29 protein-coding genes and 2 pseudogenes are annotated in these 22,759 nt (G+C 60.7%); 19 read left to right on the forward strand and 12 right to left on the reverse strand.

Features of this window, described 5'->3' with window-relative positions:
* Window positions 1–1,612 (forward strand): autotransporter outer membrane beta-barrel domain-containing protein (locus CDN36_RS18605; protein WP_287497554.1); only part of this gene is annotated, 1,612 nt, incomplete at its 5' end.
* Between the two features lie 395 nt (window positions 1,613–2,007).
* Here the strand turns inward: CDN36_RS18605 and CDN36_RS18610 are convergent.
* Window positions 2,008–2,241 (reverse strand): hypothetical protein, encoded by a 234-nt coding sequence (locus CDN36_RS18610; protein ID WP_287497625.1) that lies wholly within the window; start codon window positions 2,239–2,241, stop codon window positions 2,008–2,010.
* A gap of 10 nt (window positions 2,242–2,251) precedes the next feature.
* Window positions 2,252–2,596 (reverse strand): hypothetical protein, encoded by a 345-nt coding sequence (locus CDN36_RS18615; RefSeq protein WP_287497555.1) that lies wholly within the window; start codon window positions 2,594–2,596, stop codon window positions 2,252–2,254.
* A gap of 196 nt (window positions 2,597–2,792) precedes the next feature.
* On the opposite strand from CDN36_RS18615, the gene CDN36_RS18620 reads away from it, so the two are divergent.
* Window positions 2,793–3,224, forward strand: a complete 432-nt coding sequence (locus tag CDN36_RS18620; RefSeq protein ID WP_287497556.1) for a ParB/RepB/Spo0J family partition protein — start codon at window positions 2,793–2,795, stop codon at window positions 3,222–3,224.
* Between the two features lie 15 nt (window positions 3,225–3,239).
* On the opposite strand, the gene CDN36_RS18625 is transcribed toward CDN36_RS18620, so the two are convergent.
* Both CDN36_RS18625 and CDN36_RS18630 read right to left on the reverse strand, forming a co-directional pair.
* On the reverse strand, window positions 3,240–3,743 hold the full coding sequence (locus tag CDN36_RS18625; RefSeq protein WP_287497557.1) for a GNAT family N-acetyltransferase: 504 nt from the start codon (window positions 3,741–3,743) through the stop codon (window positions 3,240–3,242).
* Entirely contained in the window at window positions 3,740–4,018 is a 279-nt protein-coding gene (locus CDN36_RS18630; protein WP_287497558.1) for a type II toxin-antitoxin system TacA family antitoxin, read from the reverse strand. Before CDN36_RS18630 ends, CDN36_RS18625 begins: the two co-directional genes overlap by 4 nt.
* Before the next feature lie 711 nt (window positions 4,019–4,729).
* Here CDN36_RS18630 and CDN36_RS18635 point away from each other — a divergent pair.
* Together CDN36_RS18635 and CDN36_RS18640 are read left to right on the forward strand one after the other, a co-directional pair.
* The gene (locus CDN36_RS18635) at window positions 4,730–5,059 is read left to right on the forward strand and encodes a type II toxin-antitoxin system PrlF family antitoxin (protein ID WP_287497559.1); all 330 of its coding nucleotides are present in this window, start codon (window positions 4,730–4,732) and stop codon (window positions 5,057–5,059) included.
* On the forward strand, window positions 5,056–5,568 hold the full coding sequence (locus CDN36_RS18640; protein ID WP_287497560.1) for a type II toxin-antitoxin system YhaV family toxin: 513 nt from the start codon (window positions 5,056–5,058) through the stop codon (window positions 5,566–5,568). Before CDN36_RS18635 ends, CDN36_RS18640 begins: the two co-directional genes overlap by 4 nt.
* 16 nt (window positions 5,569–5,584) lie before the next feature.
* Here CDN36_RS18640 and CDN36_RS18645 read toward each other — a convergent pair whose 3' ends face one another.
* Both CDN36_RS18645 and CDN36_RS18650 read right to left on the reverse strand, forming a co-directional pair.
* On the reverse strand, window positions 5,585–5,929 hold the full coding sequence (locus CDN36_RS18645; RefSeq protein WP_287497561.1) for a helix-turn-helix transcriptional regulator: 345 nt from the start codon (window positions 5,927–5,929) through the stop codon (window positions 5,585–5,587).
* On the reverse strand, window positions 5,926–6,123 hold the full coding sequence (locus CDN36_RS18650; RefSeq protein WP_287497562.1) for a hypothetical protein: 198 nt from the start codon (window positions 6,121–6,123) through the stop codon (window positions 5,926–5,928). Before CDN36_RS18650 ends, CDN36_RS18645 begins: the two co-directional genes overlap by 4 nt.
* 34 nt (window positions 6,124–6,157) lie before the next feature.
* On the opposite strand from CDN36_RS18650, the gene CDN36_RS18655 reads away from it, so the two are divergent.
* Window positions 6,158–6,370 (forward strand): helix-turn-helix transcriptional regulator, encoded by a 213-nt coding sequence (locus CDN36_RS18655; protein WP_287497563.1) that lies wholly within the window; start codon window positions 6,158–6,160, stop codon window positions 6,368–6,370.
* Between the two features lie 454 nt (window positions 6,371–6,824).
* On the opposite strand, the pseudogene CDN36_RS18660 reads toward CDN36_RS18655, so the two are convergent.
* Together CDN36_RS18660 and CDN36_RS18665 are read right to left on the reverse strand one after the other, a co-directional pair.
* Window positions 6,825–6,941, reverse strand: a pseudogene (locus tag CDN36_RS18660) (VapC50 family PIN domain-containing toxin); the annotation flags it as partial.
* Window positions 6,942–6,968: 27 nt separating this feature from the next.
* Entirely contained in the window at window positions 6,969–7,448 is a 480-nt protein-coding gene (locus tag CDN36_RS18665; RefSeq protein WP_287497564.1) for a hypothetical protein, read from the reverse strand.
* A 99-nt stretch (window positions 7,449–7,547) separates the two neighbouring features.
* Between CDN36_RS18665 and CDN36_RS18670 the strand changes: the two genes are divergently transcribed.
* The 7 genes from CDN36_RS18670 to CDN36_RS18700 all read left to right on the forward strand — a co-directional run bounded on the left by CDN36_RS18670 (window position 7,548) and on the right by CDN36_RS18700 (window position 13,405).
* A complete protein-coding gene (locus CDN36_RS18670; RefSeq protein WP_287497565.1) occupies window positions 7,548–7,979 on the forward strand; it encodes a restriction endonuclease subunit S in 432 nt (143 codons plus the stop codon).
* On the forward strand, window positions 7,976–8,806 hold the full coding sequence (locus CDN36_RS18675) for a hypothetical protein (protein WP_287497566.1): 831 nt from the start codon (window positions 7,976–7,978) through the stop codon (window positions 8,804–8,806). Before CDN36_RS18670 ends, CDN36_RS18675 begins: the two co-directional genes overlap by 4 nt.
* Window positions 8,807–8,928: 122 nt before the next feature.
* Complete coding sequence (locus tag CDN36_RS18680) at window positions 8,929–9,249, forward strand: helix-turn-helix domain-containing protein (RefSeq protein ID WP_287497567.1); 321 nt, start codon at window positions 8,929–8,931, stop codon at window positions 9,247–9,249.
* The gene (locus tag CDN36_RS18685) at window positions 9,246–10,157 is read left to right on the forward strand and encodes an ImmA/IrrE family metallo-endopeptidase (protein ID WP_287497568.1); all 912 of its coding nucleotides are present in this window, start codon (window positions 9,246–9,248) and stop codon (window positions 10,155–10,157) included. The genes CDN36_RS18680 and CDN36_RS18685 overlap by 4 nt, the downstream gene beginning before the upstream one ends.
* 17 nt (window positions 10,158–10,174) lie before the next feature.
* Window positions 10,175–11,389 (forward strand): hypothetical protein, encoded by a 1,215-nt coding sequence (locus CDN36_RS18690; RefSeq protein WP_287497569.1) that lies wholly within the window; start codon window positions 10,175–10,177, stop codon window positions 11,387–11,389.
* 256 nt (window positions 11,390–11,645) lie between these two features.
* On the forward strand, window positions 11,646–12,977 hold the full coding sequence (locus CDN36_RS18695; RefSeq protein WP_287497570.1) for a recombinase family protein: 1,332 nt from the start codon (window positions 11,646–11,648) through the stop codon (window positions 12,975–12,977).
* The gene (locus tag CDN36_RS18700; RefSeq protein WP_053821301.1) at window positions 12,974–13,405 is read left to right on the forward strand and encodes a ParB/RepB/Spo0J family partition protein; all 432 of its coding nucleotides are present in this window, start codon (window positions 12,974–12,976) and stop codon (window positions 13,403–13,405) included. The genes CDN36_RS18695 and CDN36_RS18700 overlap by 4 nt, the downstream gene beginning before the upstream one ends.
* Window positions 13,406–13,420: 15 nt before the next feature.
* On the opposite strand, the gene CDN36_RS18705 is transcribed toward CDN36_RS18700, so the two are convergent.
* Together CDN36_RS18705 and CDN36_RS18710 are read right to left on the reverse strand one after the other, a co-directional pair.
* Window positions 13,421–13,924, reverse strand: coding sequence for a GNAT family N-acetyltransferase (locus CDN36_RS18705; protein ID WP_087778736.1), 504 nt, complete (start codon window positions 13,922–13,924; stop codon window positions 13,421–13,423).
* Complete coding sequence (locus tag CDN36_RS18710; RefSeq protein ID WP_029577227.1) at window positions 13,921–14,199, reverse strand: type II toxin-antitoxin system TacA family antitoxin; 279 nt, start codon at window positions 14,197–14,199, stop codon at window positions 13,921–13,923. Before CDN36_RS18710 ends, CDN36_RS18705 begins: the two co-directional genes overlap by 4 nt.
* Window positions 14,200–14,807: 608 nt before the next feature.
* Between CDN36_RS18710 and CDN36_RS18715 the strand changes: the two genes are divergently transcribed.
* The 3 genes from CDN36_RS18715 to CDN36_RS18725 all read left to right on the forward strand — a co-directional run bounded on the left by CDN36_RS18715 (window position 14,808) and on the right by CDN36_RS18725 (window position 16,134).
* Window positions 14,808–15,110, forward strand: a complete 303-nt coding sequence (locus CDN36_RS18715; RefSeq protein ID WP_128313642.1) for a type II toxin-antitoxin system HigB family toxin — start codon at window positions 14,808–14,810, stop codon at window positions 15,108–15,110.
* 18 nt (window positions 15,111–15,128) lie between these two features.
* Window positions 15,129–15,500 carry a helix-turn-helix domain-containing protein gene (locus tag CDN36_RS18720; protein WP_066690583.1) on the forward strand — a complete coding sequence of 124 codons (372 nt, stop codon included), beginning with the start codon at window positions 15,129–15,131 and terminating at the stop codon, window positions 15,498–15,500.
* 70 nt (window positions 15,501–15,570) lie between these two features.
* On the forward strand, window positions 15,571–16,134 hold the full coding sequence (locus CDN36_RS18725) for a MerR family transcriptional regulator (RefSeq protein WP_190286412.1): 564 nt from the start codon (window positions 15,571–15,573) through the stop codon (window positions 16,132–16,134).
* A 158-nt stretch (window positions 16,135–16,292) separates the two neighbouring features.
* On the opposite strand, the pseudogene CDN36_RS18730 reads toward CDN36_RS18725, so the two are convergent.
* A pseudogene (locus CDN36_RS18730) lies at window positions 16,293–16,532 on the reverse strand (protein NO VEIN domain-containing protein); the annotation flags it as partial.
* On the reverse strand, window positions 16,517–16,708 hold the full coding sequence (locus CDN36_RS18735) for a hypothetical protein (RefSeq protein ID WP_287497571.1): 192 nt from the start codon (window positions 16,706–16,708) through the stop codon (window positions 16,517–16,519). The pseudogene CDN36_RS18730 and the gene CDN36_RS18735, both read right to left, overlap by 16 nt.
* Window positions 16,709–16,812: 104 nt before the next feature.
* Between CDN36_RS18735 and mads1 the strand changes: the two genes are divergently transcribed.
* The 4 genes from mads1 to CDN36_RS18755 are packed head-to-tail and all read left to right on the forward strand — an operon-like array spanning window position 16,813 to window position 22,671.
* Window positions 16,813–17,064, forward strand: coding sequence for a methylation-associated defense system helix-turn-helix domain-containing protein MAD1 (mads1, locus tag CDN36_RS18740; RefSeq protein WP_287497572.1), 252 nt, complete (start codon window positions 16,813–16,815; stop codon window positions 17,062–17,064).
* Window positions 17,061–19,439, forward strand: a complete 2,379-nt coding sequence (locus CDN36_RS18745; RefSeq protein ID WP_287497573.1) for a type I restriction-modification system subunit M — start codon at window positions 17,061–17,063, stop codon at window positions 19,437–19,439. Before mads1 ends, CDN36_RS18745 begins: the two co-directional genes overlap by 4 nt.
* Window positions 19,436–20,470, forward strand: coding sequence for a phosphoribosyltransferase-like anti-phage protein (locus tag CDN36_RS18750; protein WP_287497574.1), 1,035 nt, complete (start codon window positions 19,436–19,438; stop codon window positions 20,468–20,470). The genes CDN36_RS18745 and CDN36_RS18750 overlap by 4 nt, the downstream gene beginning before the upstream one ends.
* A complete protein-coding gene (locus tag CDN36_RS18755) occupies window positions 20,470–22,671 on the forward strand; it encodes an NADAR family anti-phage protein (protein WP_287497575.1) in 2,202 nt (733 codons plus the stop codon). Before CDN36_RS18750 ends, CDN36_RS18755 begins: the two co-directional genes overlap by 1 nt.
* The last annotated feature ends 88 nt before the right edge of the window (window positions 22,672–22,759 follow it).

A 22,759-nucleotide genomic window follows, 5' to 3' on the forward strand; every position in this document is an offset into this window, starting at 1 on the left:
CGATCAAGTGGGAAGTCTTGTGAAGCAGCTAAAGGCCGAACGAGATTTGAGCGACACTCGCCGCATCAAGAGCGCAGAGCTTAACAATAAGATGGTCAAATTGTCTGCAACGGATCAGAAACTCGCCTTGGCTGCGATAGAGCGCGGAGAAATCAGTGACGCGGAGCAACTCACGGAAGCCCTCCCTACAATTAGAGCAAAAAACGCCCGGGCTATTCTTAATGCCATCAAGCGACTTCCTGTTTCAGACCAAGCAATTGCTTGGGACAGAGTGTTGCTGGGGAGCATCACGACGAGCGATCAAGTGGGAAGTCTTGTGAAGCAGCTAAAGGCCGAACGAGATTTGAGCGACACTCGCCGCATCAAGAGCGCAGAGCTTAACAATAAGATGGTCAAGGCGTTAGCCAGCTTGTCGAGTGCACATCGGAAACTGGTACGCGACGCGCTTGAGAATGGCCAAATCGATGTGGATCAAGCTATTGCGTCTGCTAACAAGCTGGCTTTGGATGAGGCATTTGACTCGCTGCCCGAAGCAGTGAAGAAAGAGCTTCTGACGCAGTACGCCTCGGGACAATTCGCCGATCCGGCTGCGTTGGCGATGCAGGCCGCGCAGGTGCAGGCTCACTTGCTGGACCAAGATCGCCGAGGCGCTCTGACGCTGCCGCAGATGGCTTTTGCAGCCGAACAAAACGCAGCCCGTTTGCAGCAAGGTATGCGTGATCGTTTGGCTGGAGATAGCGCTTTCATGCAGGGCGGTGCGCAGTCTGATATTACTGACAGCCGAAAGAATGTCTGGGCACAGGCCTCGGGCGACCAAAGCAACGCGACTGGCAGCGCTGGCGCACTAGGCTTCTCCATGCGTGGCGCGGGGGTCAGTGTCGGCGCGGACACCACCTTCGGCAACAACCGTGTCGGTATCGCACTTGGCTATGCCAACTCGACGATCGATGCGAGCGGCAAGCACGCCAAGTCAAAGGTCGACACCTTCAGCGTTGGCCTCTATGGATCACACAGCATCAACGACTGGTTCGCCAATGCCGGTGTTTCGTACTCAGGGCACTCCATCAAGAGCGACCGAAATGCAGTAGTAGGCGGCACTAGCTATGGCATGTCGGCCAAAACTCACGGCGATACGGTGGGCGGCTTCGTAGAGTTCGGCAAGAAGATTGAGACGTCTTTGGTCAATATCACACCAAGCGTGACGGCTCGAGTCAACGAAACGTCGATCAAAGGCTTTACGGAAAACGGTGTTGCGTCAGTCACCGCAGATAAGAGCGAATATCTCTCTGCCCGCGTCGGTTTCGGCGTGCGTCTCTGGAAGGACTTTGGTGACGAAAGCCATCACATTACGCCGTCGCTTCGCATCGCTTATGAGAGAGACGTTGCCGACAGTGCACCCTCGATGAATGTCGTGCTTCACGGTATCAATGGCCTCGCTCCGATGCGCACCAACCTTTCTGGTCTGAAGCTTGGTCGCAACATCGTCAGCGCACAAGCGGGCGTGACGATGCAACTGAGCAAACGACTGTCAGCAAACGCGGCAATCAACTCGAGCTGGAGGCAGCACGAAACCCAAGTCGGGGCCAGCGGATCCATCGTATATCACTGGTGAGGCACCGGAAGCAAACCGGAGCATGTCTACGGGCATGCCCCTCGCTCATTGAACTAACAGAAGCTCTTAACAAGAGCCAGCGGAAAGAACGTCGTTGAGAACGATCTTTGCCCATTTGAAATATCAAATGGGCATTTTTTTAATCGCTCTCAAAGCCCCCGATCCCGCATGCGCATTGCGCCGACGTCTCCCTAGGTTCCGTAGCACGCCGTGGCTTTTCAGCGTTCCGTTTGCCCTTGAGCCGCCGCAGTTCGTGCGGCCCTTCGTCAAGAGCAACAAAAACGATTTCGTCGACGCCGAGGCTTATCGCTGTGCTGGATCGTTTGCACGCGCATTTCCAATATCTGAGCGAGCAAATCGGCGAGATCGAAATGACCTGCCCTGACCTGCCCCCTTCAATAGGGCCAATGGGCTTCTAGCAAAGTCCCTTTAAACCAGCTCCTGGAAAGCGGCAGGAGCATCCGCGGTTGGGCGTACTCGTATTGCAGGGCGCGCTCGCAGGCGACGCCGAGGCGCGAAGCGCCAAGGTAACTGCGGGCTGTCTGTGCGGTCCGTTCGCGCGCCAGCGCCTCGTCGATGACGGCGTTGACGCGCTCGTGGAACCTGGGGTGGTGGTTGTAATCGAGCATCACCGCCTCCTCAAAACGGCACGTCGTCGGGCGTGAGCTCCCGCAGGTTGTCGAAGTAGGCGGTGATCCGCGCCTTGCGCTCGTCGTCCGACAACTCGCCGTGGATCAGCACGGCGCGGATGCCGGCGGCGACGAAGGCGTCGGCCACGCACTGCGCGTGGGCCACGGTGGAGCAGAACACGATGGTCTTGCGCTCGCCGGCCTTCTCGCGCCAATGACGGATCACCGCGTCGTTGATCGGCGTCCTGTTGAGGATCGCCTCCACCTCGGTCATGTCGAAGTCGGTGGCGGTGCGGCGCACCTGTGCGAGGGCCGACTGCGCGCCGACATCGATGACGAAGGTGCGCGGCGGCACCAGATGGCCGGACCCGGCTCGACGCGATCTGGGATCAGCTATTCCCGGCCGAGCAGAGCCGGATCGTCCGGCTGCTGGTTGAGAAAGTGATCGTGTCGCCCAACGACCTCGAGGTTCGGCTACGCGCCAACGGCATCGAGCGTCTGGTGCTGGAGCTCCGTCCCGAGTCCGTCGAGCAGGCGGAGGAGGCCATGGCATGAGCGACATCCGCATCCAGAAGACCGGCGAGCCGGACATTCTCCAGACCAGCGACGGCAGGCTGACCCTGTCGGTGCCAATTCAGATCAAGCGGCGCAGCGGGCGCAAGCTGGTCACCTTGCCGAACGGCGAAACCGCTCCCGTAAGGCCGTGGGACGTAACACCCACGCCACTCCAGTTGGCGCTGGCCAGGGGGTACCGCTGGCTGGCCATGCTGGAGTCGGGAGAAGTGAAGTCACTGAAGGAGATCGCCGCGCGGGAGGGGATCGACAACAGCTACGTGAGCCGGATGGTCAACCTGACCACGCTGGCGCCGGACATCGTAGCCGCGATCCTGGACGATACGCTGCCGAGCCACATCACGTTGTTCGACCTGGCGGTTGATCCACCGGCGCTGTGGGATGAGCAGCGGGAGAGAGTCGGGCTCTGAGGCGGTAACACCACCTCAGCTCAACATGCCCTTGAGATCCTTGAGCATCAGGAACAGATGGTACGGATCGGTCGGGCTGGGCTCGAATTCCCAGGATTCGTACCACTGCCGCGCCGCATCATCCTTGGCATGGACCAACAGGCAGCGAATCCCGGCGATGTCGGCAGCCTGTGCGGTGCGCAGCAGGGCGTCCTTGAGCAAGGCTTGGCCCAGACCTTTACGCTGATGCGCCTTGTCCACGGCGAGCCGAGCCAGGATCATGACCGGCACCGGGTGACGCGCCAGCCCCTTCATCACTCGCGACGGCGCAGCTTCCGGATCGACACTGCCGACCGCGAGGCTGTAGAAGCCGACCACCACATCACCCTGGCAGCAGACATAGGTCTGCGCGCTATTGGCCTTTTGGTTGATCAGCGCGTAGCGCTGCAGGAACTGGTTCAGCGCGGCCTGGCCGCAGTCGAACGCATCGACCTGATCCGTTGCAGCCAGCTTGCGAACGGGTGAGTAGTCATTGCTCAATCCAGCACCCCAGGTTCACGCAGCAACTTCTTCAGGCGCGGCTTGCTTTGCACCGGGCGGTCCAGCGCCTCCTGGAAGGACTGCCACTGTGTGTCGTCCAGCACGAACTGGCGGCGATCCGCCAAAGTCTGCGCGGCCGCCGTCACGCCCGCGTCGAGCAGGAACTCGCTGACGTTCTTGTGGCAGGCGCGCGCGGCTTCCTGCAGCAGTTGCTTGACCGGCGTGCTGGCACGAACGTCAATGCGTTCGGTCTTGGAAAGATTTAGGGTGCTCATGGTGCCCCTCCGGATTGATCTTGGATGCTTCTATTGTAGGCGTCCGGACATTGTCCTGACAAGGTGTTTCCTCTGCCACCCAATGCTGCAATCCAACCGCTTGATTCGTCCGCGCGTAACGCATTGATTTGTAATGGCCTTGTTCGCGGCGTTTGCGGACTTCTGGCGTGTATGGGGGAGCGAGGCCGGAGAGAAAAATGGCCGGGAGAGAGAGGAAGGTGGCTCTGGACGGGGCCAGGGGCCGGATGCCGAAGTCCGCAGGCTTCCGCAGGAATCCCCGCGAACACGCGGGAACCGGCGCGATCGGGCAAGAAAAAACCCCAACCGAGAACGGTTGGGGTTTTGGTATTGGTGGTGGGATGGTACCCCGCATCAAACGACTATTGAAAGTACGGAATCGAAGCGCTGCGGGCTGCTGCGAACCGGTGCGAACTCGATCAAAAAGCCTGTCGGTACGCTGTTCGTCCGTGGACGATCAAGCAGGTTTTTCGCTCTGATTGGTGCCCGGTAAGGCCGCTCAACCTCGTCTGCTTTCCGGCGCCACTTCAATTCCCGTTTTGGGAGTCGAACCCACGTCCGTCGCCACGACCAAAAGCACACCCATTTACACCCATTCGAGCCGGGTGTCCGTGGAGGCAATGCAACTGCATTGACAAGACAATGCGACTGCATTACCATGCAAGCATCAACCTAGATCCGCAGGAGACCGCCATGGCCGCGACCCTCGAAGTCGAATCCACACTTACCGATCGCTACCAGACCACGGTGCCGGAAACCGTGCGTCGTGCCCTCAAGCTAGGCAAGCGCGACAAGATCCACTACACCATTCGCCCCAGCGGAGAGGTGGTGCTGACGCGCGTCGAAGCATCCGAAGGTGATGACCCGGTGCTCGGTCAGTTCCTCGGCTTCCTGGCCGCCGACATCACTCGCCATCCCGAACGGCTGCAAGCTGTGGATGCCGGCCTCGTCCAACGCATCCAGTCGCTAGTCGGCGGCGTCGATGTCGATCTCGATGCTGCCCTGTCGGAAGACGATGAATGAGCGCGGGGAGGCCTGAGCCCTTGGTCATTCATGGCTGGACGGTCTTCGCCCATCCACTGTTCCTGGCGCAGATTGAAGCGCTGGCGCGGCAGGTCGAGACCCTGAAGCAGAAGGACCCGGCCGGGTACGTAAAAAAGAACGCCAGCAAGCGGCTGGCCGCGCTCACCAAGCTGGCGTTCGATGTCATCCCGCAAGATCCGACGCGACCGGAGTACCGCCAGGGTGGGACGCTCGGTGACGATCACAAGCACTGGTTCCGGGCCAAGTTCTTCCAGCAATACCGACTGTTCTTCCGCTACCACGCCCCGAGCAAGGTGATCGTCTACGCCTGGGTGAATGACGAAGACACCAAGCGCGCCTACGAAAGCAGCGACGACGCCTACCGGGTGTTCCGCAAGATGCTGGATAACGGACATCCGCCCGATGACTGGGATCAGCTCCTGGCTGAGGCGCAGAAAGAGTCGCAGCGGATGCAGGAATCATTGGCTAGAGCGGTAGCAGCCCAGTGATTGGCCCAGTGCGCGTCTACTCGTACCCCATCTTGAGTGCTTGGGCTTGGGCAACCAGTTCGTCCAAGGCCTGATGCCGTTCAGCGTGGCTGGCCGGTTGGTCAGCGACCGACAATGGCCTTGCGGCAACGGGATCACTCGAGGCCGAGGGCAGTCCGCCAAGGCTGAGTTCGCCACCCAGCGCGTTGATGACGCGCAGCACGTGTTCGAGCCGGAGAGTCGGTTTGCCGGCCTCCAACTCGACGATGAAACGCAGGCCGACTCCCGCCGCCAAAGCCAGTTGGGCCTGCGTCAGGCCGAGTTGCCTGCGTGCCGCACGCAGAGATTGTCCGAGAGTATGAATGGTGTCGATGTGAATCATGGGCGCTGCCTGCTCATTGAAAATTCCCGATCGGGAATGTTTGCCCAATTCAGCGAGACAGGCAACGGAATAATCCCGATCGGGAATTCGCAAACCGTGTTGCGGCGAATAGGCCGGTCAATCTCCGCAGAAAATGCGGCGAATAGATTGGCGCAGCGATACCGCTTGGCTCGTCGGCCGAACAGCGCCTTCATGGACTCCTGCCAACTCATTCGGAAGGAGACTAAGATGGAAGTCGCTCACCTCAATCAAAAACAACTGGCCGCACGCTGGAGCATCAGCGAGGCCACCCTGGAACGCTGGCGCAGCGAGGGGATCGGGCCCAAGTTCCTGAAGCTCTGCGGCCGGGTGCTCTACCGGCAGGTCGACATCGAGGCCTACGAGGAGTCGTGCCTAGCGACGTCGACCAAGACGGTCGCGACGCAGGTCAGTGCTGGCTGAGATGTTCTGTTTCGTCGGTAGATATCGACGAATACCGACTTTTTGCAACGTGTCGGTACCGAGAGCCGTCTGGGCGAGCCAGATTTCCGGCCAATCGAAAGTCCGCAGTCCGCAAGCGCGGACCGATAGAGCGGTTTGTTGAAAATCAACGACCTGGCATCGGGCCGTGCGGGCTGGTGAGGGTTCCTGCGAGTTCGTGCGGAAAGATTCGAACTCCTGCGGGGTCTCGGTGGGATGGTACCCCGTATCAAACGACTATTGAAAGTACGGAATCGAAGCGCTGCGGGTTGCTGCGAACCAGTGCGAACTCGATCGAAAAGCCAGTCGGTACGCCCTTCGGCACCGGACGATCAAGCAAGTTTTTCGCCCTGATTGGTGGCCGGAAAGGCTGCTCAACCTGGTCTGCTTTTCGGAGCCAGTTCAATTCCCGAAACCGGAATCGAACCCGCGTCCGTCAGATCGCTACCTTCCACTCCCGCAACTGCCCAACGGTCTGCGTCAGGCCCTGCTTGAGCAGGGTGTCCAGGTACTCGTCGGCAGTCTTGGGCGGGTTCTTCAGCGAACGGCGATGGTTGGCAGCCTGTGCAACGGAGCGAGTCTAGACGGGCAGCTCACCAGCAGGAAGAAAATCGCCCGCCGGGTCTTCACGTAGGCTGATGTACTCGAGGCGCCATTGATCCACCTTCCGGAGATCCGCCAAGGTCATGAATGTGTCGGCTACTGCATTGCATGCGTCCAATGCGATCTCTGTTGCAGTGTCAGCAGTTCCATAGGCTTGCTCGAAGAGCGTACGGAGTTCGCCGGCAACTTTTTCAGCACTCGCCCTAGCATTCGGCCCACCCTCCGTGGCGTCATAGACAACCGAGATGGATAAGAAATAGGGATCTCCGTCCTCCAACTCAATGGCCTTGTCCTCACCGAGATCGAAGAAAAGTGCCACCAGGTGCGATGACTCCGGTTCCAGGATTTTTGCGATGCGATATTCGACAGACTTCTTGCCAACGGTCTTTCGTAATCGGTTCTCGAAGGCGTTGGGGAACGCGGGGCGTCCGTATCGAGCCGCAAGCCACTGCTTCAAAGCGCGCTTCTCGTCAGCGGGCAGAAGAAAGTTTCCGTCCCTCGCCCCAATCTTGGCGAACTCAGCTTTGCTTATCGGTGCGCACCACCAGGGACAATTGTGTTTCCCAAGCGAGGCGCAGCGATCGCGACCAACAAGAAGCGGCTGACTGAATCGTGGAGCGTGTTCGACCCCAATGTCATTGGCGTCGTCCCGGGCAACACAATCAACGCGCGATTTCTCTTTCACTGGTTCCAGTCGTTTGACTTGAGAACCATCACCGAGCCCGGGCCGACGCCGCAACTCAACAAAAAGCATCTTGACCCGCTCCCGATTCCGGTTCCACCGACGACTGAGGGACAAGAGGAAATCGTCGCCATCCTGGACGCCCTTGACCGCAAGATCGCCCTGCACCGGCAAAAACGCGCCGTGCTGGAAGAACTGTTCCAGTCGCTGCTGCACAAGCTCATGACCGGCGAGATCGCCGTGTCTGATCTGGATCTGTCGGCGCTGTCCCCGGCCTCGACGCAACACGCGGAGGCCACGGCATGAGCACACTCAAGATCAGCGAAGCCGGCACGGTGCAGTTCCCGATGGTCAAGCACGCGGTGGAGATCGGCTGGACGTCGATCACGCCGGAGGATGCACGCACCCAGCGCGGTGGTGAGGCGGGCACCTTCTTCCGCGACGTGCTGGAGGCCAAGCTCGCCGCGTTCAACCCCTGGATGTCCGCCGATGCTGTGCGCTCGGTGGTGGAAACCCTGGACGCGCTGCCGGCCAAGGACGCCCTCGATAGGTTGCCGCCATTGACGCTTGTCCAGGTCATGACAGACACGGTGGACGGGGTCACGTTGGGCGGCGAGGATCACGCACCCGAACTGATCGATGACCTTGTCGACAGCTACGAAGTGGAGAACGTGCTTGGTCAGCAGGTCCTGTTCTCGAATCCAAGTGGCTATTGCACGCCGGGTGAGTCGGCGCGCGAAGTCGAGCTCATGGACTTGGCAAAGCGTTCCCGGGCCGCGTCATCGAAGATGTCGTCCTTAAAGCCGTCGATGACGTCCTGGCCGGCGCCGTCCGACAGCAGCACGATACGTTCGGCCACTTCTTCGATCCGCTGCCGCTCGCCCACCCCAAGAGCCGCGAGCACAGCCTCCATCTGCTCACGCTGTTCTTTCTTGGGCTTCTTGGCGTCCGCGTCCGGCATGGCCAGGCCGAATTCATCCACCATAAATTCACGGAACACCGCCGGTGGCAGGTGGCCCAGGAGCTTGCTCAGGTTTTCTGCATCGTTCATCTACATACCCCTCAAAGGTTTGGATCGGCTTGGTATCAGCCTCGACGGCCCCTTCTTCTTGTTGGGGTGTGCAGACCGATGAAGTTCGGTGTACCGAACGATTTAGATTGTCGCGGAGCGGTTATAGGTTTGTCAAGCAGGTACGAATTCGTTCGGTACAGTGGTATTATTTTAGGATTGAAGCCAACAAATGAGGAAATACCGGTGCCATCGCCCCTGGGGGACAAGATCCGCGCACTGCGGAAGCAAAAGAAGCTCAGCCTGGAACAGTTGGCCGAACTGACCGACTCCAGCAAGAGCTACATCTGGGAACTGGAAAACAAAGACGACCCAAAGCCATCGGCCGAGAAGATCGGCAAGATCGCCGCCGTCCTCGAGGTCACCACGGAGTTCCTGCTGACCGAGTCGGCAGCCACCCCGGACGAGGAAGTGCTCGACGAGGCCTTCTTCCGTAAGTACAAGAACATGTCCGAGCCGGACAAGAAGAAGATCCGCAAGATCCTCGATGCCTGGGAAGATGAATGACGGACGCGAAAAAGCCCATGGCCGAGGCCAACCGCATCTCGTCCATGCTCAACACGGTTCTCGGTACGGATCGCTTTCCGGTCAAGGTTGACGAGCTGGCGTTGGAGTATTCCCGCCAGTGCTTTGCAGACTCGCCGATCGACACGGTTCGGGGCGAGGATCTGGAGGGTTTCGATGGCCTGTTGAAGGCCAATAAGGCGCGCTCGAAGTGGCTGGTCCTCTACAACAGCGCCACCCCGTCGGAAGGCCGCAAGCGCTTCACGATTGCGCATGAGTTCGGCCACTACATCCTGCACCGTCACCAGCAGGACCTATTCGAATGCGGCGACGACGACATCGAGACAGGGGACAACAACGAGCGCGACATCAAGGCCGAGGCGGATCTGTTCGCCTCAACCCTGCTGATGCCGCTGGACGACTTCCGGCGGCAGGTGGACGGTCAACAGGTCAGTTTCGATCTGCTCGGCCACTGCGCCGATCGCTATGGGGTATCGCTGACGGCTGCCGCCCTGCGCTGGACCGAGATCGCACCCAAGCGCGCCATACTGGTGGCCAGCCGCGACGATCACATGCTGTGGGCCAAGTCGAACAAGGCGGCGCTCAAGTCCGGCGCCTACTTCGCGACGCGCAAGAACACCATCGAGCTGCCGCACGATGCGTTGGCGCACAGCTACAACGCCTTTGGCATGGCCGACAGCCAGACGGGGCGTGCCCAGTCCTGGTTTGCCCGTGAACCCGCCAGCATGCCGGTCACGGAGATGACGCGCGTCGCGGGTCAGTACGACTACACACTGACCTTGCTACTGCTGCCCGAGGCCGAGTGGCAGGGCGCGCGCCACGACGATGAGGAACCGGAGGAAGACACTTACGACCGCTTCATCCGCAATGGCCAGTACCCGGTGCGATAGATCATGGTGGATCGATCATGAGCGCCCACAAGTGGCAATTCGCTTCCCGTTTTCGCCGGCATGCCTTTGGCTGGCGGTCCGACACGCCGGTGCAGCGGATCAAGGAAGCCATCACGGAGATCAAGCAGGTCGCCCGCAAGGAGCCCGTGCTCGCAGCTGAGGGAGCCATCATCCTGCTGGAAAAGCTCTCTCCGGCACTGGAACAGGTGGACAGTTCATCGGGGGCACTCGGTTCCGCCATCAACAAGGCCATCGATACCCTGGTGCCCCTCATCGTCAAGGCTGACGTCGAGCCGAAGCTGCGACAACGCTGGCTCGAGCGCTTGTGGCAAGCGCTGCAGGACGACGAGATGCCCTACATCGAACTGCTCGGCGATTACTGGGGCGAGTTGTGCGTGACGCCGGAGCTGGCGTCGCACTGGGCCGATGAGTTTTTGCCGGTCGTCGAGAGCGTGTGGAGCCCGAAGGCTTCTGGACATGGATTCTTCAAGGGCACCAGCGCTTGCCTGGCATCGATGTTCGGGGCGGGCCGCCACCAGGAACTGTTGGCGTTGCTCGACAAGGCGCCGTTCAAGTGGTGGCACGATCGGCGTTGGGGTGTGAAAGCGTTGTCGGCGATGGGCAGGAAGGCCGAGGCGATCCGATACGCCGAGGAGTCTCGCGGTCTCAATGATCCTGGCTGGCAGATTGCCCAGTCCTGCGAAGAGATCCTGTTGTCCTCCGGTTTGCTCGACGAGGCCTACCGCCGCTATGCCATCGAGGCAAATCAGGGCACAACGAATCTGGCGACGTTTCGCGCCATCGCCAAGAAGTATCCCCACAAGCAACCGGAAGAGATCCTACGCGACCTGGTAGCCAGCACACCTGGCGCCGAGGGCAAATGGTTCGCCGCTGCCAAGGACGCGGGTCTATTCGAAGTGGCTGCTGAGTTGGCAACACGCAGTCCGACCGATCCGCGCACGCTGACGCGCGCCGCCCGTGACTACGTCGAGAAGCAGCCAGCATTCGCGCTCGCCGCAGGTCTTGCCGCATTGCGCTGGATCTCTCTCGGGCATGGCTTCGACATCACCGGCGCTGATGTTCTCGATGCTTATTCGGCAGTCACGCAGGCGGCGGTGAACGCTGGTGTGCCAACCCCACAGGTCAATGAGCAGATCCGGGACATGATCGCCAGCACCCAGCCCGGCAATTCGATGATGAAGACCATCCTCGCCCGTCATCTGGCGAACTAAAAGGGACCTGCTTTTCGAAGCAACCCGCATTGGTTCGCACGACTCCGAAACTCCCTCATGGTGTCGGCGGCAGTCCATCCGGACAATTTCACTGCATGTGAGTTTGACCGAGAGGACCGCCACCGATGCATCAAATCAACCATCTACCACCGGAGCGGATGACGCCGGAACAGCGTCGCTACGAGATCGCGTCGTTGCTGGCCAACGGCCTGGCACGCCTGCGTATCACCGGCACAGAACAGTCCGCAAGCGCCGCATGCGCTGCGCGGTCTACACGCGCAAATCCACTGATGAAGGGCTGGACCAGGAATACAACTCGATCGATGCGCAGCGCGATGCCGGACATGCCTACATTGCCAGCCAGCGCGCCGAAGGCTGGATACCGGTCGCCGACGACTACGACGATCCGGCCTTCTCCGGTGGCAACATGGAACGTCCGGCGCTTCGCCGCATGATGGCGGACATCGAGGCCGGCAAGATCGACGTGGTCGTCATCTACAAGATCGACCGCCTTACGCGCAGCCTCGCGGACTTCTCCAAGATGGTCGAGGTGTTCGAGCGCTACGGCGTGTCGTTCGTTTCGGTCACCCAGCAATTCAACACGACGACCTCGATGGGCCGCTTGATGCTGAACATCCTGCTGTCCTTCGCCCAGTTCGAGCGCGAGGTCACCGGCGAACGTATCCGCGACAAGATCGCGGCCAGCAAGCGCAAGGGCATGTGGATGGGCGGCGTGCCGCCGCTGGGCTACGACGTCGAGAACCGGCGGTTGGTGCCCAACGAGCGTGAGGCCAAGCTGATCCGGCACATCTTCCAGCGCTTCGTCGAACTCGGGTCCAGCACCGCACTGGTTAAAGAGCTAAAACTGGATGGCGTGACGTCGAAGGCGTGGACCACGCAAGACGGTAAGACCCGCGATGGCAGGCCGATCGACAAGGGTCACATCTACAAGCTCCTGAGCAACCGAACCTACCTTGGCGAGTTGCGGCACAAGGACCAGTGGTACCAGGCCGAGCATCCGCCCATCATCAGCCGCGAACTGTGGGACAGCGTCCACGCGATCCTCGATACCAACGGCCGGGTGCGGGGCAACACGACGCGGGCCAAGGTTCCCTATCTACTCAAGGGCATCGTGTTCGGCAACGACGGCCGTGCGCTGTCGCCGTGGCACACCACCAAGAAGAATGGCCGACGCTACCGTTACTACGTGCCCCAGCGCGACGCCAAGGAACACGCGGGCGCCTCGGGTCTGCCGCGACTGCCTGCCGCAGAACTCGAATCGGCGGTGCTCGACCAACTGCGTGCCATCCTGCGTGCCCCGAATCTGCTCGGCGACATGCTGCCGCAAGCGATCAAGCTCGACCCAACGCTGGACGAGGCCAAGATCACCGTGGCCATGACCCGACTCGACGCGATTTGGGATCAACTGTTCCCGGCGGAGCAGACCCGGATCGTGAAATTGCTGGTCGAGAAGGTGATCGTGTCGCCCAATGACCTCGAGGTGCGATTGCGCGCCAACGGCATCGAGCGGCTGGTGCTTGAACTGCGTCCCGAGCCGGTCGAGCAACAAGCGGAGGCGTTGGCATGAGCGACATCCGCATCCAGAAAACTGGCGAGCCGGACATCGTTGAGGCGAGTGATGGCCGGCTAACTCTGTCTGTGCCGATCCAGATCAAGCGGCGCAGCGGCCGCAAGCTGGTCACTCTCCCGAACGGTGAGACTGCACCGGTCAGACCATGGGACGTGGCACCGACCTCCATTCAATTGGCGCTGGCCAGGGGTCACCGCTGGCTGGCGATGCTGGAATCGGGGGAAGCGAAGTCCTTGAAGGAAATCGCCACGCGGGAGGGGATCGACAACAGCTACGTCAGCCGGATGGTCAACCTGACCACGCTGGCACCCGACATCGTGGCGGCCATCCTGGACGACGAATTGCCGAACCACGTCACGCTGTTTGATCTGGCGGTTGATCCGCCAGCGCTGTGGGATGAGCAGCGGGAGAGAGTCGGACTCTGAGGTGGAGACACCACCTCAGCTCAACATGCCTTTGAGATCCTTGAGCATCAGGAACAGATGGTACGGATCAGTCGGGCTGGGCTCGAATTCCCACGATTCGTACCACTGCCGTGCTGCGTCGTCCTTGGCATGGACCAACAGGCAGCGGATACCCGCAATGTCGGCGGCCTGTGCGGTGCGCAGCAGTGCATCCTTGAGCAAGGCCTGGCCCAGACCTTTATGCTGATGCTCCTTGTCCACGGCGAGCCGGGCCAGGATCATGACCGGCACCGGGTGGCGCGCCAGCCCCTTCATCACTCTCGACGGCGTGGCTTCCGGATCGACGCTACCAACGGCTAGGCTGTAGAAGCCGACCACCACGTCACCCTGGCAGCAGACATAGGTCTGCGCGCTGTTGGCCTTCTGGTTGACGAGCGCGTAGCGCTGCAGGAACTGGTTCAGCGCGGCCTGGCCGCAGTCGAACGCATCGACCTGATCCGTTGCAGCCAGCTTGCGAACGGGCGAGTAGTCATTGCTCAATCCAGCACCCCAGGTTCACGCAGCAACTTCTTCAGACGCGGCTTGCTTTGCACCGGGCGGTCCAGCGCCTCCTGGAAGGCCTGCCACTGTGTGTCGTCCAGCACGAACTGGCGACGATCCGCCAGCGTCTGCGCGGCCGCCGTCACGCCCGCGTCGAGCAGGAACTCGCTGACGTTCTTGTGGCAGGCGCGTGCGGCTTCTTGAAGCAGCTGCTTGACCGGCGTGCTGGCACGAACGTCAATGCGTTCGGTCTTGGAAAGATTCAGGGTGCTCATGGTGCCCCTCCGGACTGATATTGGATTCCTTTATCGTACTCGTCAGGACATTGTCCTGACAAGAGGTTCCTTATCTTAGCCACCATCCAAGCACGTACTTTCGCGTTGCGACATGTCGGTAGTTCTCGATAACTACCGACGAAACGCACCCGCAGCGTGTCCTTCGCCCCCCGATGCTGCAATCCAACCGCTTGATTCGTCCGCGCGTAACCCTTTGATCTGTATGGCGCTGACTTGTGGCCCTTGCGGACTTCGGGCAACTTTCAGGGAGCGAGGTCGGAGCGAGGAATGGCTAGGAGAAAGTGGAATGTGGCCCGGAACGGCCAATTCAGGCGGCGGGCGAAGTCCGCAGGCTTCCGCAGGAATCCCCGCGAACACGCGGGAACCGGCGCGATCGGGCAAGAAAAAACCCCAACCGAGAACGGTTGGGGTTTCAATATTGGTGGCGGAATACGGAACCGAACCCGCGCCCGCATATGAGGTTCTTTAGAAAAGCACTGATCTTGAGGGTGCTCGCCTCTATCAAATGGCCGTTTTGCATCGTGGGAACCCCCTGTTGGGCCAGCCTGCCGCTGCAATAGTCCCAAAATGGGACTAAACTCCGACCAATGCGAGTGATTGCTGTGTCCACCCTTCGAGCCTTCTGGGAGCGCCATCCCGACGCCGAGCAGCCGCTGAAGGCTTGGTATGAGGAAGCAACGAATGCGACCTGGACTCAGCCCGCAGACATCAAGGCGCTGTACCGCAGCGCCAGCGTGCTGAAGAACCGTCGCGTGGTCTTCAACATCAAAGGCAATGATTACCGGCTGATCGTGGCCGTTGCGTACAAGTTGCAGATCGTCTACGTGAAGTTCGTCGGCACCCACAAGGAGTACGACGCAGTGGACGCAGAAACCGTTGAAATGGCCTGACCGGCCACGGAGGAAAACATGGACATCCGCCCTATCCACACCGAAACAGACTACAAGGCCACGCTTAAAGAGATTTCGGCCTTGATGGAGTCCGACCCTGATCTGGGCACGCCGGAGGGGGATCGCCTGGATATCCTCGCCACGCTGGTGCAAGCCTACGAGGCCAAGCACGTGCCCATCACTGCGCCTGATCCAGTAGAAGCCATCAAATTCCGGATGGATCAAAGCGGTCTGTCCGTTAAAGATCTCGAGCCGATGATTGGCAAAAGCAACCGCGTCTACGAAGTCCTGAGCCGCAAGCGCCCGTTGACGCTGGCCATGATCCGCAGGCTGCACAAGAGCCTAGGCATCCCGGCCGACGTGCTGATTGCGGAGACGGCCGCAGGGTAATCATCGAACACTGAGCTTGGCTTCTACAAGGAACAGCGTTGTCATGGGGGCATCAGTCTTGGAGAAGAAGATGCATTACCCCGTGATGACCGAAAGGCAGCTTGCCGCCCGCTGGAAGATCAGCCTGAAAACCTTGCGACGCTGGCGTTCTGACAACGAAGGGCCCACCTGGCACAAATTGTTCCAGTATGTCCGTTACCACGAAGCCGACATCCTCGGCTTCGAGCGACAGAGCGCGCAGCACTGGTCAGCGATTCTTGGTGACGGTGAACGCGTGCCCAAAGTCGTGACTCGGCCGCAGGAACAGCCTGAAACGGAAGAAGATGCCGGGGCGTTCTACGTCACGGCCCAGGATGTGATTGAGGCGACCGGACTGCCCAAACACTGGTTCACAACCCCGGAATACCGTGCCAGGAAGCAGGTTCCACATCTGGCCTTGGTTGGCAGCGTCCGCTTCTCGCTGCAAGCCCTCTGGGAATGGGAGCAAAACCACAGCACTGTCGGTCGGCCGCCGGAGCCCAAGGCACCCCGACAACCAGATACGGAGCCAGAGCCTGCACCGCCATCGCGCGTGCCACTATGGCATGAACTCGCCCGGGAACTGGACAGAGAACAGTTCGATTCCACTTCGTAGTCCGAACAAATGTCCCCGGTTTTGGCCCAAAGTCCACCGTTTCGGCCATTTGTCCCTTGAAGGCGGAACACGGAACCGAACCCGCGTCCGTAATCCGAGCCAGATAGTATCGCCTTGGCCTTGAGGGTGCGGATTCGACGATTTGGCCGAGTGGTACATCACCGGGGCGGATCAGTTCGAGCGATCTCGCTCCAGCCATGGTCGAACGTGAACGTCCGGGCGTGGCCGACGGGGTTTTGAATCCTCAGCACGCGGGCTTGTGCCGGATCGGTCGCGTGCTCGACCACGTACAACCAGTACGCATCGCCCTTTTCGCGTGCGAACTCGAATTGCGTGTGTGACAGACCCACCGGACGATCTTCCAAAGTGCCAGTCATGGACTTCACTTCGACCCATCGGGTTTGCCTGCCATCACTGTCGACCTCGAAGAGGTCAAAGCCTGGATTGCCTTCCGGAGTGTGGCGCTCTTCAGAGGGCGGATCTCCTCCCGCAGCGCGTCAAGCACCCCTTGATCGGTGCCGATGCAGTCAGCAATGGCCTCCTTCAGTTGGGCCTGGCTTGCCGGGTCGATCATCCTCCCTCCTTGCCATCTGGCTGTTCAACGATGTCAAATTCTGCTGTATCCTAGCCAAGATTACCATCATCACCGGTCTTTGCCTGGTGCCGGATGAGGAAGTGATGAAAGAAGACGCTGGAGAGATATTCACGCTCGACGAAGTGGCGGCCTACCTCAAGGTGGGCAAGCGCACGGTTTACCGCTTGGCTGCGGCCAAGAAGATCCCGGCATTCAAGGTGGGGGGTACGTGGCGGTTTCGTCGCCAGGAAATCGATCAGTGGATCACAGAGCAGACCGAGAAGGGGTGGCAGGGCCGAGAGGACTACCACGCCTCGCCCGCTCCAGTGTCGAGCGAACAGAAGAAGACGGTATGAAAAATGGAAAAGTGCAAGACCAAAGCCAGATCAAGTGGATCTCCGACTTCATCTGGAACATCGCGGACAACCGCCTGCGCGATGTCTATGTGCGCGGCAAATACCGCGATGTCATCCTGCCCTTCACCGTGCTGCGGCGGCTCGACGCCGTCCTGGAAGAGACCAAGCAGAAGGTGTTGGAGCGCAAGCGCTTCCTCGACAAGAACAACGTCGCCGAGCAGGACGGGGCTCTGCGGATGGCCGCGGGGCAGGCGTTCTACAACGTCTCGGAATTCACGCTCGCCAAGCTCAAGGCCAGCAGTCAGGGCCAGCGTTTGCGTGAGGATTTCATCGCCTACCTGGATGGCTTTTCACCGAACGTCCAGGAGATCCTCACCAAGTTCAAGTTTCGCGACCAGATTCAGACATTGGTGGATGCGCATGTTCTGGGCTACCTGATCGAGGACTTTCTCGATCCCGAGATCAACCTGTCGCCACTCCCGGTCAAAGACGCGGACGGCCGCATCAAGCTGCCCGCGCTGGACAACCACGGCATGGGCACTGTGTTTGAAGAACTGATCCGCCGCTTCAACGAGGAAAACAACGAGGAGGCCGGTGAGCACTTCACGCCGCGGGATGTTGTCAGGCTAATGGCCAAGCTGATGTTCATGCCGGTGGCCGACCAGATCCAGTCCGGCACCTACTTGCTCTACGACGGCGCCTGCGGCACCGGGGGCATGCTGACCGTCGCCGAGGAGACTCTGCGGGAGCTGGCTGAGGAACACGGCAAGGAGGTCTCCATCCACCTGTTCGGGCAGGAGATCAACCCCGAAACCTACGCGATCTGCAAGGCCGACCTGCTGCTCAAAGGCGAAGGCGATGAGGCCGAGCACATCGTGGGCGGCGCGGACAAGTCCACCCTGTCCAACGACCAGTTCCGTTCCCGCGAGTTCGACTTCATGATCTCCAACCCGCCCTACGGGAAGAGCTGGAAGACAGATCTCGACCGCATGGGCGGCAAGAAGGGGTTCAACGATCCGCGCTTCATCGTCAGCCACGGCGGCGACCCGGAGTTCAAGCTCATCACCCGCTCCAGCGACGGGCAGCTCATGTTCCTAGTGAACAAGCTGCAGAAGATGAAGCAGCACTCGCCTCTGGGCAGTCGCATCGCCATCGTCCACAACGGCTCCGCCCTGTTCACGGGCGATGCAGGTCAGGGCGAGAGCAACATCCGGCGCTGGATACTTGAAAACGACTGGCTCGAAGCCATCATCGCCCTGCCGCTCAACATCTTTTACAACACGGGCATCGCGACCTACATCTGGGTGCTTACCAATCGCAAGGCTGAGCACCGCAAAGGCCGCGTGCAGCTCATCGACGCCACCCGCTGGTTTCAGCCGCTGCGCCGCAACCTCGGCAAGAAGAATTGCGAGCTGTCCGAGGCTGACATCCAACGCATCCTCGACCTCTACCTCGGGCAACCGCAGGACACACCCGAGTGCAAGTGGTTCGACAACGCCGACTTCGGCTACTGGAAGATCACCGTCGAACGTCCGCTGCGGCTGAAAAGCCAGCTTACGCGCCGCGCCATCGAGACCTTGCGCTTTGCCAGTGGCGATGAAGCCCTGCGCGCCGAGATCTGGGCCAAGTACGGCGACAAGCTCTACGCAGAGTTTTCCAAGCTCAAGCCCGAGATCGAGGCGTGGCTGAAGGGCGATACCGGGGAAGACGACGACGAGCCGGAGGGCGATGAAGACGAGGGCGCGCCCGCGAAGAAGGCCGTGCCCGAGAAACGCCGCAAAAAGCTGCTCGATGTTTCGACCTGGCAACGCGACAAGACTTTAATCGAGCTGGCGCTGCTCGCCCAACAGGAGCTTGGCGACGGCGTGTTCGACGACCACAACGACTTCCGCGCCCGTTTCGAGGCGGCCATGGCCAAGCGCGGAAAGAAGCTGGCCGCCGCCGAAAAGAAGGCGATTTTCAAGGCCGTGAGCTGGCGTGACGAAACGGCGCCGCCGGTGATTGCCAAGCGCACCAAGCTGAAAAAGGACGAACCGTTCGAGCCGGGGCTCGACGGCGTGTACCTCGAGGTGGCGGGCAAAGACGGGTTCCTGGTCGAGTACGAGCCCGATGCCGACCTGCGCGATACCGAGCAAGTGCCGCTGAAGGAGCCCGGCGGCATCGATGCCTTTTTCCGGCGCGAGGTGCTGCCTCACGCGCCGGATGCCTGGATCGCGCGGGACAAGACCCAAATCGGCTACGAGATCTCCTTCGCCCGCTATTTCTACAAGCCTGCGCCGCTGCGCACGCTGGATGAGATTCGCGCCGACATCCTCAGGCTGGAACAGCAGACCGAAGGCCTGTTGCAGAAGATCATTGGAGGGGTGCAGGCATGAGCGAACGTCAAACTCTACTGGCGTCCATCGCGCAGACGATCCAGGACTACCGCGACGGCTCGCTACCAAAGCCGATCACCGACCATGTCGACCGCTGGGTGCAGCAGTTCGATGCCGACGTCCAGCTCCCTATCCTGCGGGAAATGGATCACGTCCTGAAGAACACCTACTTTTCAAAAGAGAACGTATCGAAGTTTATCCGCGGAGCGATCCACACGGCCAAGCTTACCGGCCCGAACCCCAAGGACTTCTGGCGGTCGGCGAATTTCCTGGACATCCAGGGCGGCGGCGACAGCCAGACCGACATGCTCGCCTTGTTCTCGGAGGTGCTTCAAGAGGAATTCGGCATCGGCATCGAAGACTGCGGCCAGGGCAACGACGTCTTCATCTACCTTGATGACGGCATCTTCACCGGCAATCGGGTGAGGCGCGATCTGGAAGGGTGGGTGCGCGACTTCGCCCCTGCACAGGCAAAGATCCATGTAGTTTGTATCGCCGAGCACAGTGGTGGCCGGTACTACGCGAACGGAAAGATCCAGGAGGTCATTAGGGCGGCCGGCAAGCAGATTGAGATCACCTGGTGGCGCGCCATCGAGCTGGAGGATCGCAAAGCCTATAGCGCGATGGCAGACGTGCTGCGCCCCACGGTGATTCCGGACGATCAAGCGGTGCAGGATTACGTGGCGGGCATGCAGTACCAGCCGACGCTGCGCGCTCCCGGTAGCCCTGGCGCTGCCGGTTTGTTCTCCAGCGACGCGGCCAAGACTCTTCTGGAGCAGGAGTTCCTGAAGGCTGGCGTTCGCATTCGGCAGATGTGCCCGAACCTCGGTGCCACCCAGCGCCCTCTGGGCCACATGACGCTGGAGACCCTTGGCTTCGGATCGCTCATCGTGACCTATCGCAACTGCCCCAACAACGCGCCCCTGGCGCTCTGGGTGGATGCGCCGTGGTACCCGCTGTTTCCCCGAACCACGAACACGCAGACGGCTGTGCGAAGGATGTTTGCCGACTTGACCGGGGACGGGCTTTGATGAGTGGCCGCAATCAAGTCCGCACCTACCGCCGGGCCGAGAGCGTCGTCTTCCTCAAGACAGACGAGCCGTTTGGTGGCCTCTCGAACATGGCTGGGGGCTACCCCATCCGTGTGAACGGCATCCGCATCCTCACGTCCGAAGCGCTGTACCAAGCCTGTCGCTTCCCTCACCTGCCCGACGTCCAGCGGATGATCATCGGCGAGAACAGCCCGATGACGGCCAAGATGCGGAGCAAGCCATACCGCAAGGACTCGCGCCGGGACTGGGACCAAGTCCGCGTGCGCATCATGCGCTGGTGCCTGCGCATGAAGCTTGCCAACAACTGGGGCGCGTTCAGCGAGCTGCTGCTTCGCACCGGCGACCGCCCAATCGTGGAGGAATCCAGAAGGGACGATTTCTGGGGTGCCAAGGCCATGAGCGACGGCAGCACGCTGGTGGGCATGAACGTGCTCGGCCGGCTGCTGATGGAGCTGCGCGAACAGGTGAAGGAGCATGGCCGTGACGCCTTCCTGCGGGTTGAATTGCCTGAGGTTCCGGACTTTCAACTGCTCGGCCGCCCCATTGAAGTCTGGGCGTTGAAGGCCGCGCCGCAAGAGGCGGCCGTATTGGCGCCGCCGCAAGCGGGACTCTTTGGTGATGACCTGCCGTGCGATCAAGCGGCAGTGATCGTCTCAGCGCCAGCAACCTCGGCCCAGCAGATGAGGGCACAGCCATCGAAATCCGATACGTTGGAAATGAATGGAAAAACCGAGTCCGCCGCACCGGCAAGCCTTCCGGAGGCGACCAACCGGGCGAACGCGTACCCGAGTTACCGAGAGTCAGGTCTTCCCTGGGCTCCCAAGATGCCTGAGGGCTGGCAGGTGCTGCGCAATGGCCGCCTCTTCGGTCATCGCGTCGAAACAGGTTTTCCCGATCTGCCCATTCTGGAAGTGTCGCTGCGCACAGGCGTGCGGGTACGTGACATGGAAAACCTGAAACGCAAGCAGGTGATGAGCCAAAAGGATAAGTACAAGCGTGCGCTCAAAGGCGACATCGCCTACAACATGATGCGAATGTGGCAGGGCGCGGTCGGCACAGCCCCGGTTGATGGCCTAGTCAGCCCGGCTTACGTCGTGGTCAAACCATACCCGGAAGCCAACAGCGCGTACTACAGCTACTTGTTCCGCACGGCGGCATACATGCAGGAGGTCAACAAGTTCTCGCGTGGCATCGTGTCAGACCGTAACCGGCTCTACTGGGAGTCTTTCAAGCAGATGCCGTCCTTGGTTCCGCCCCGCCCCGAACAAGACCAGATCGTCGCCTACCTGCGCGCGCAGGACGCGCACATCGCCCGGTACATCTTGGCCAAGCGCGAGCTCATCAAGCTGCTGACCGAACAGAAGCTCACCATCATCGACCACGCCGTCACCCGCGGGCTTGACCCCAACGTCCGCCTCAAGCCCTCCGGCATCGAATGGCTGGGCGAGGTGCCGGAGCATTGGGAAGTCGCTTCCATCAAGCATATTGCGGATGTGCGCTTCAGCGGGGTGGACAAGCACTCGAACGACGATGAAACGCCGGTGCGCCTGTGCAACTACACCGACGTCTACAAGAACGAGCGCATCACGGCTGATATGGATCTGATGCGCGCCACTGCGACGGCAGCGGAAATTGCCCGCCTGACGCTGAAAGCTGGCGATGTCATTCTGACCAAAGACTCCGAAACCCCGGACGACATCGGCGTACCCGCATGGGTGCCGGAGGACTTGCCTGGCGTGGTTTGCGCCTATCACCTTGGTTTGCTGCGTCCGGTGCCGCAGCGCGTGTTGGGCGAGTTTCTGTTTCGCTCCATCGGTTCGACACGCACCGCGCAACAGTTCCACGTTCTCGCCACCGGTGTCACACGCTTTGCGCTTGGCAAGCACGATGTGAAGAACGCAATCATTGCGTTGCCACCGGTCGAAGAACAGCAAGCCATCTGCCGCTGGATTGTGGAGGAATGCCAGCCGCTGGACGAAGCCATCGCCCGCGCCGAAGAGGAAATCCAGCTGATCCGCGAGTACCGCGACCGCCTGATTGCCGATGTGGTGACCGGCCAGATCGACGTGCGCGGCTGGCGGCCCGGGCCGGATGATGTGGTGAGCGACGAGGAGCTGGCCGCCTTGGGCGACGACGAGGCCGACTTGGGCGAGGATGAGCCAGGCGATGACGGTGAGTGAAGCAGGGTTCGGCTGCGCGCTGGCCTTGGCTGAGCGGCCATCCAGGGGGTGGCCGGGGAGATAGACTTTACCGATTTGGTAAAGATTG

Source organism: Pandoraea sp. CB10b_02, assembly GCF_002216225.1.
Taxonomy (GTDB): Bacteria; Pseudomonadota; Gammaproteobacteria; order Burkholderiales; family Burkholderiaceae; genus Pandoraea; species Pandoraea nosoerga.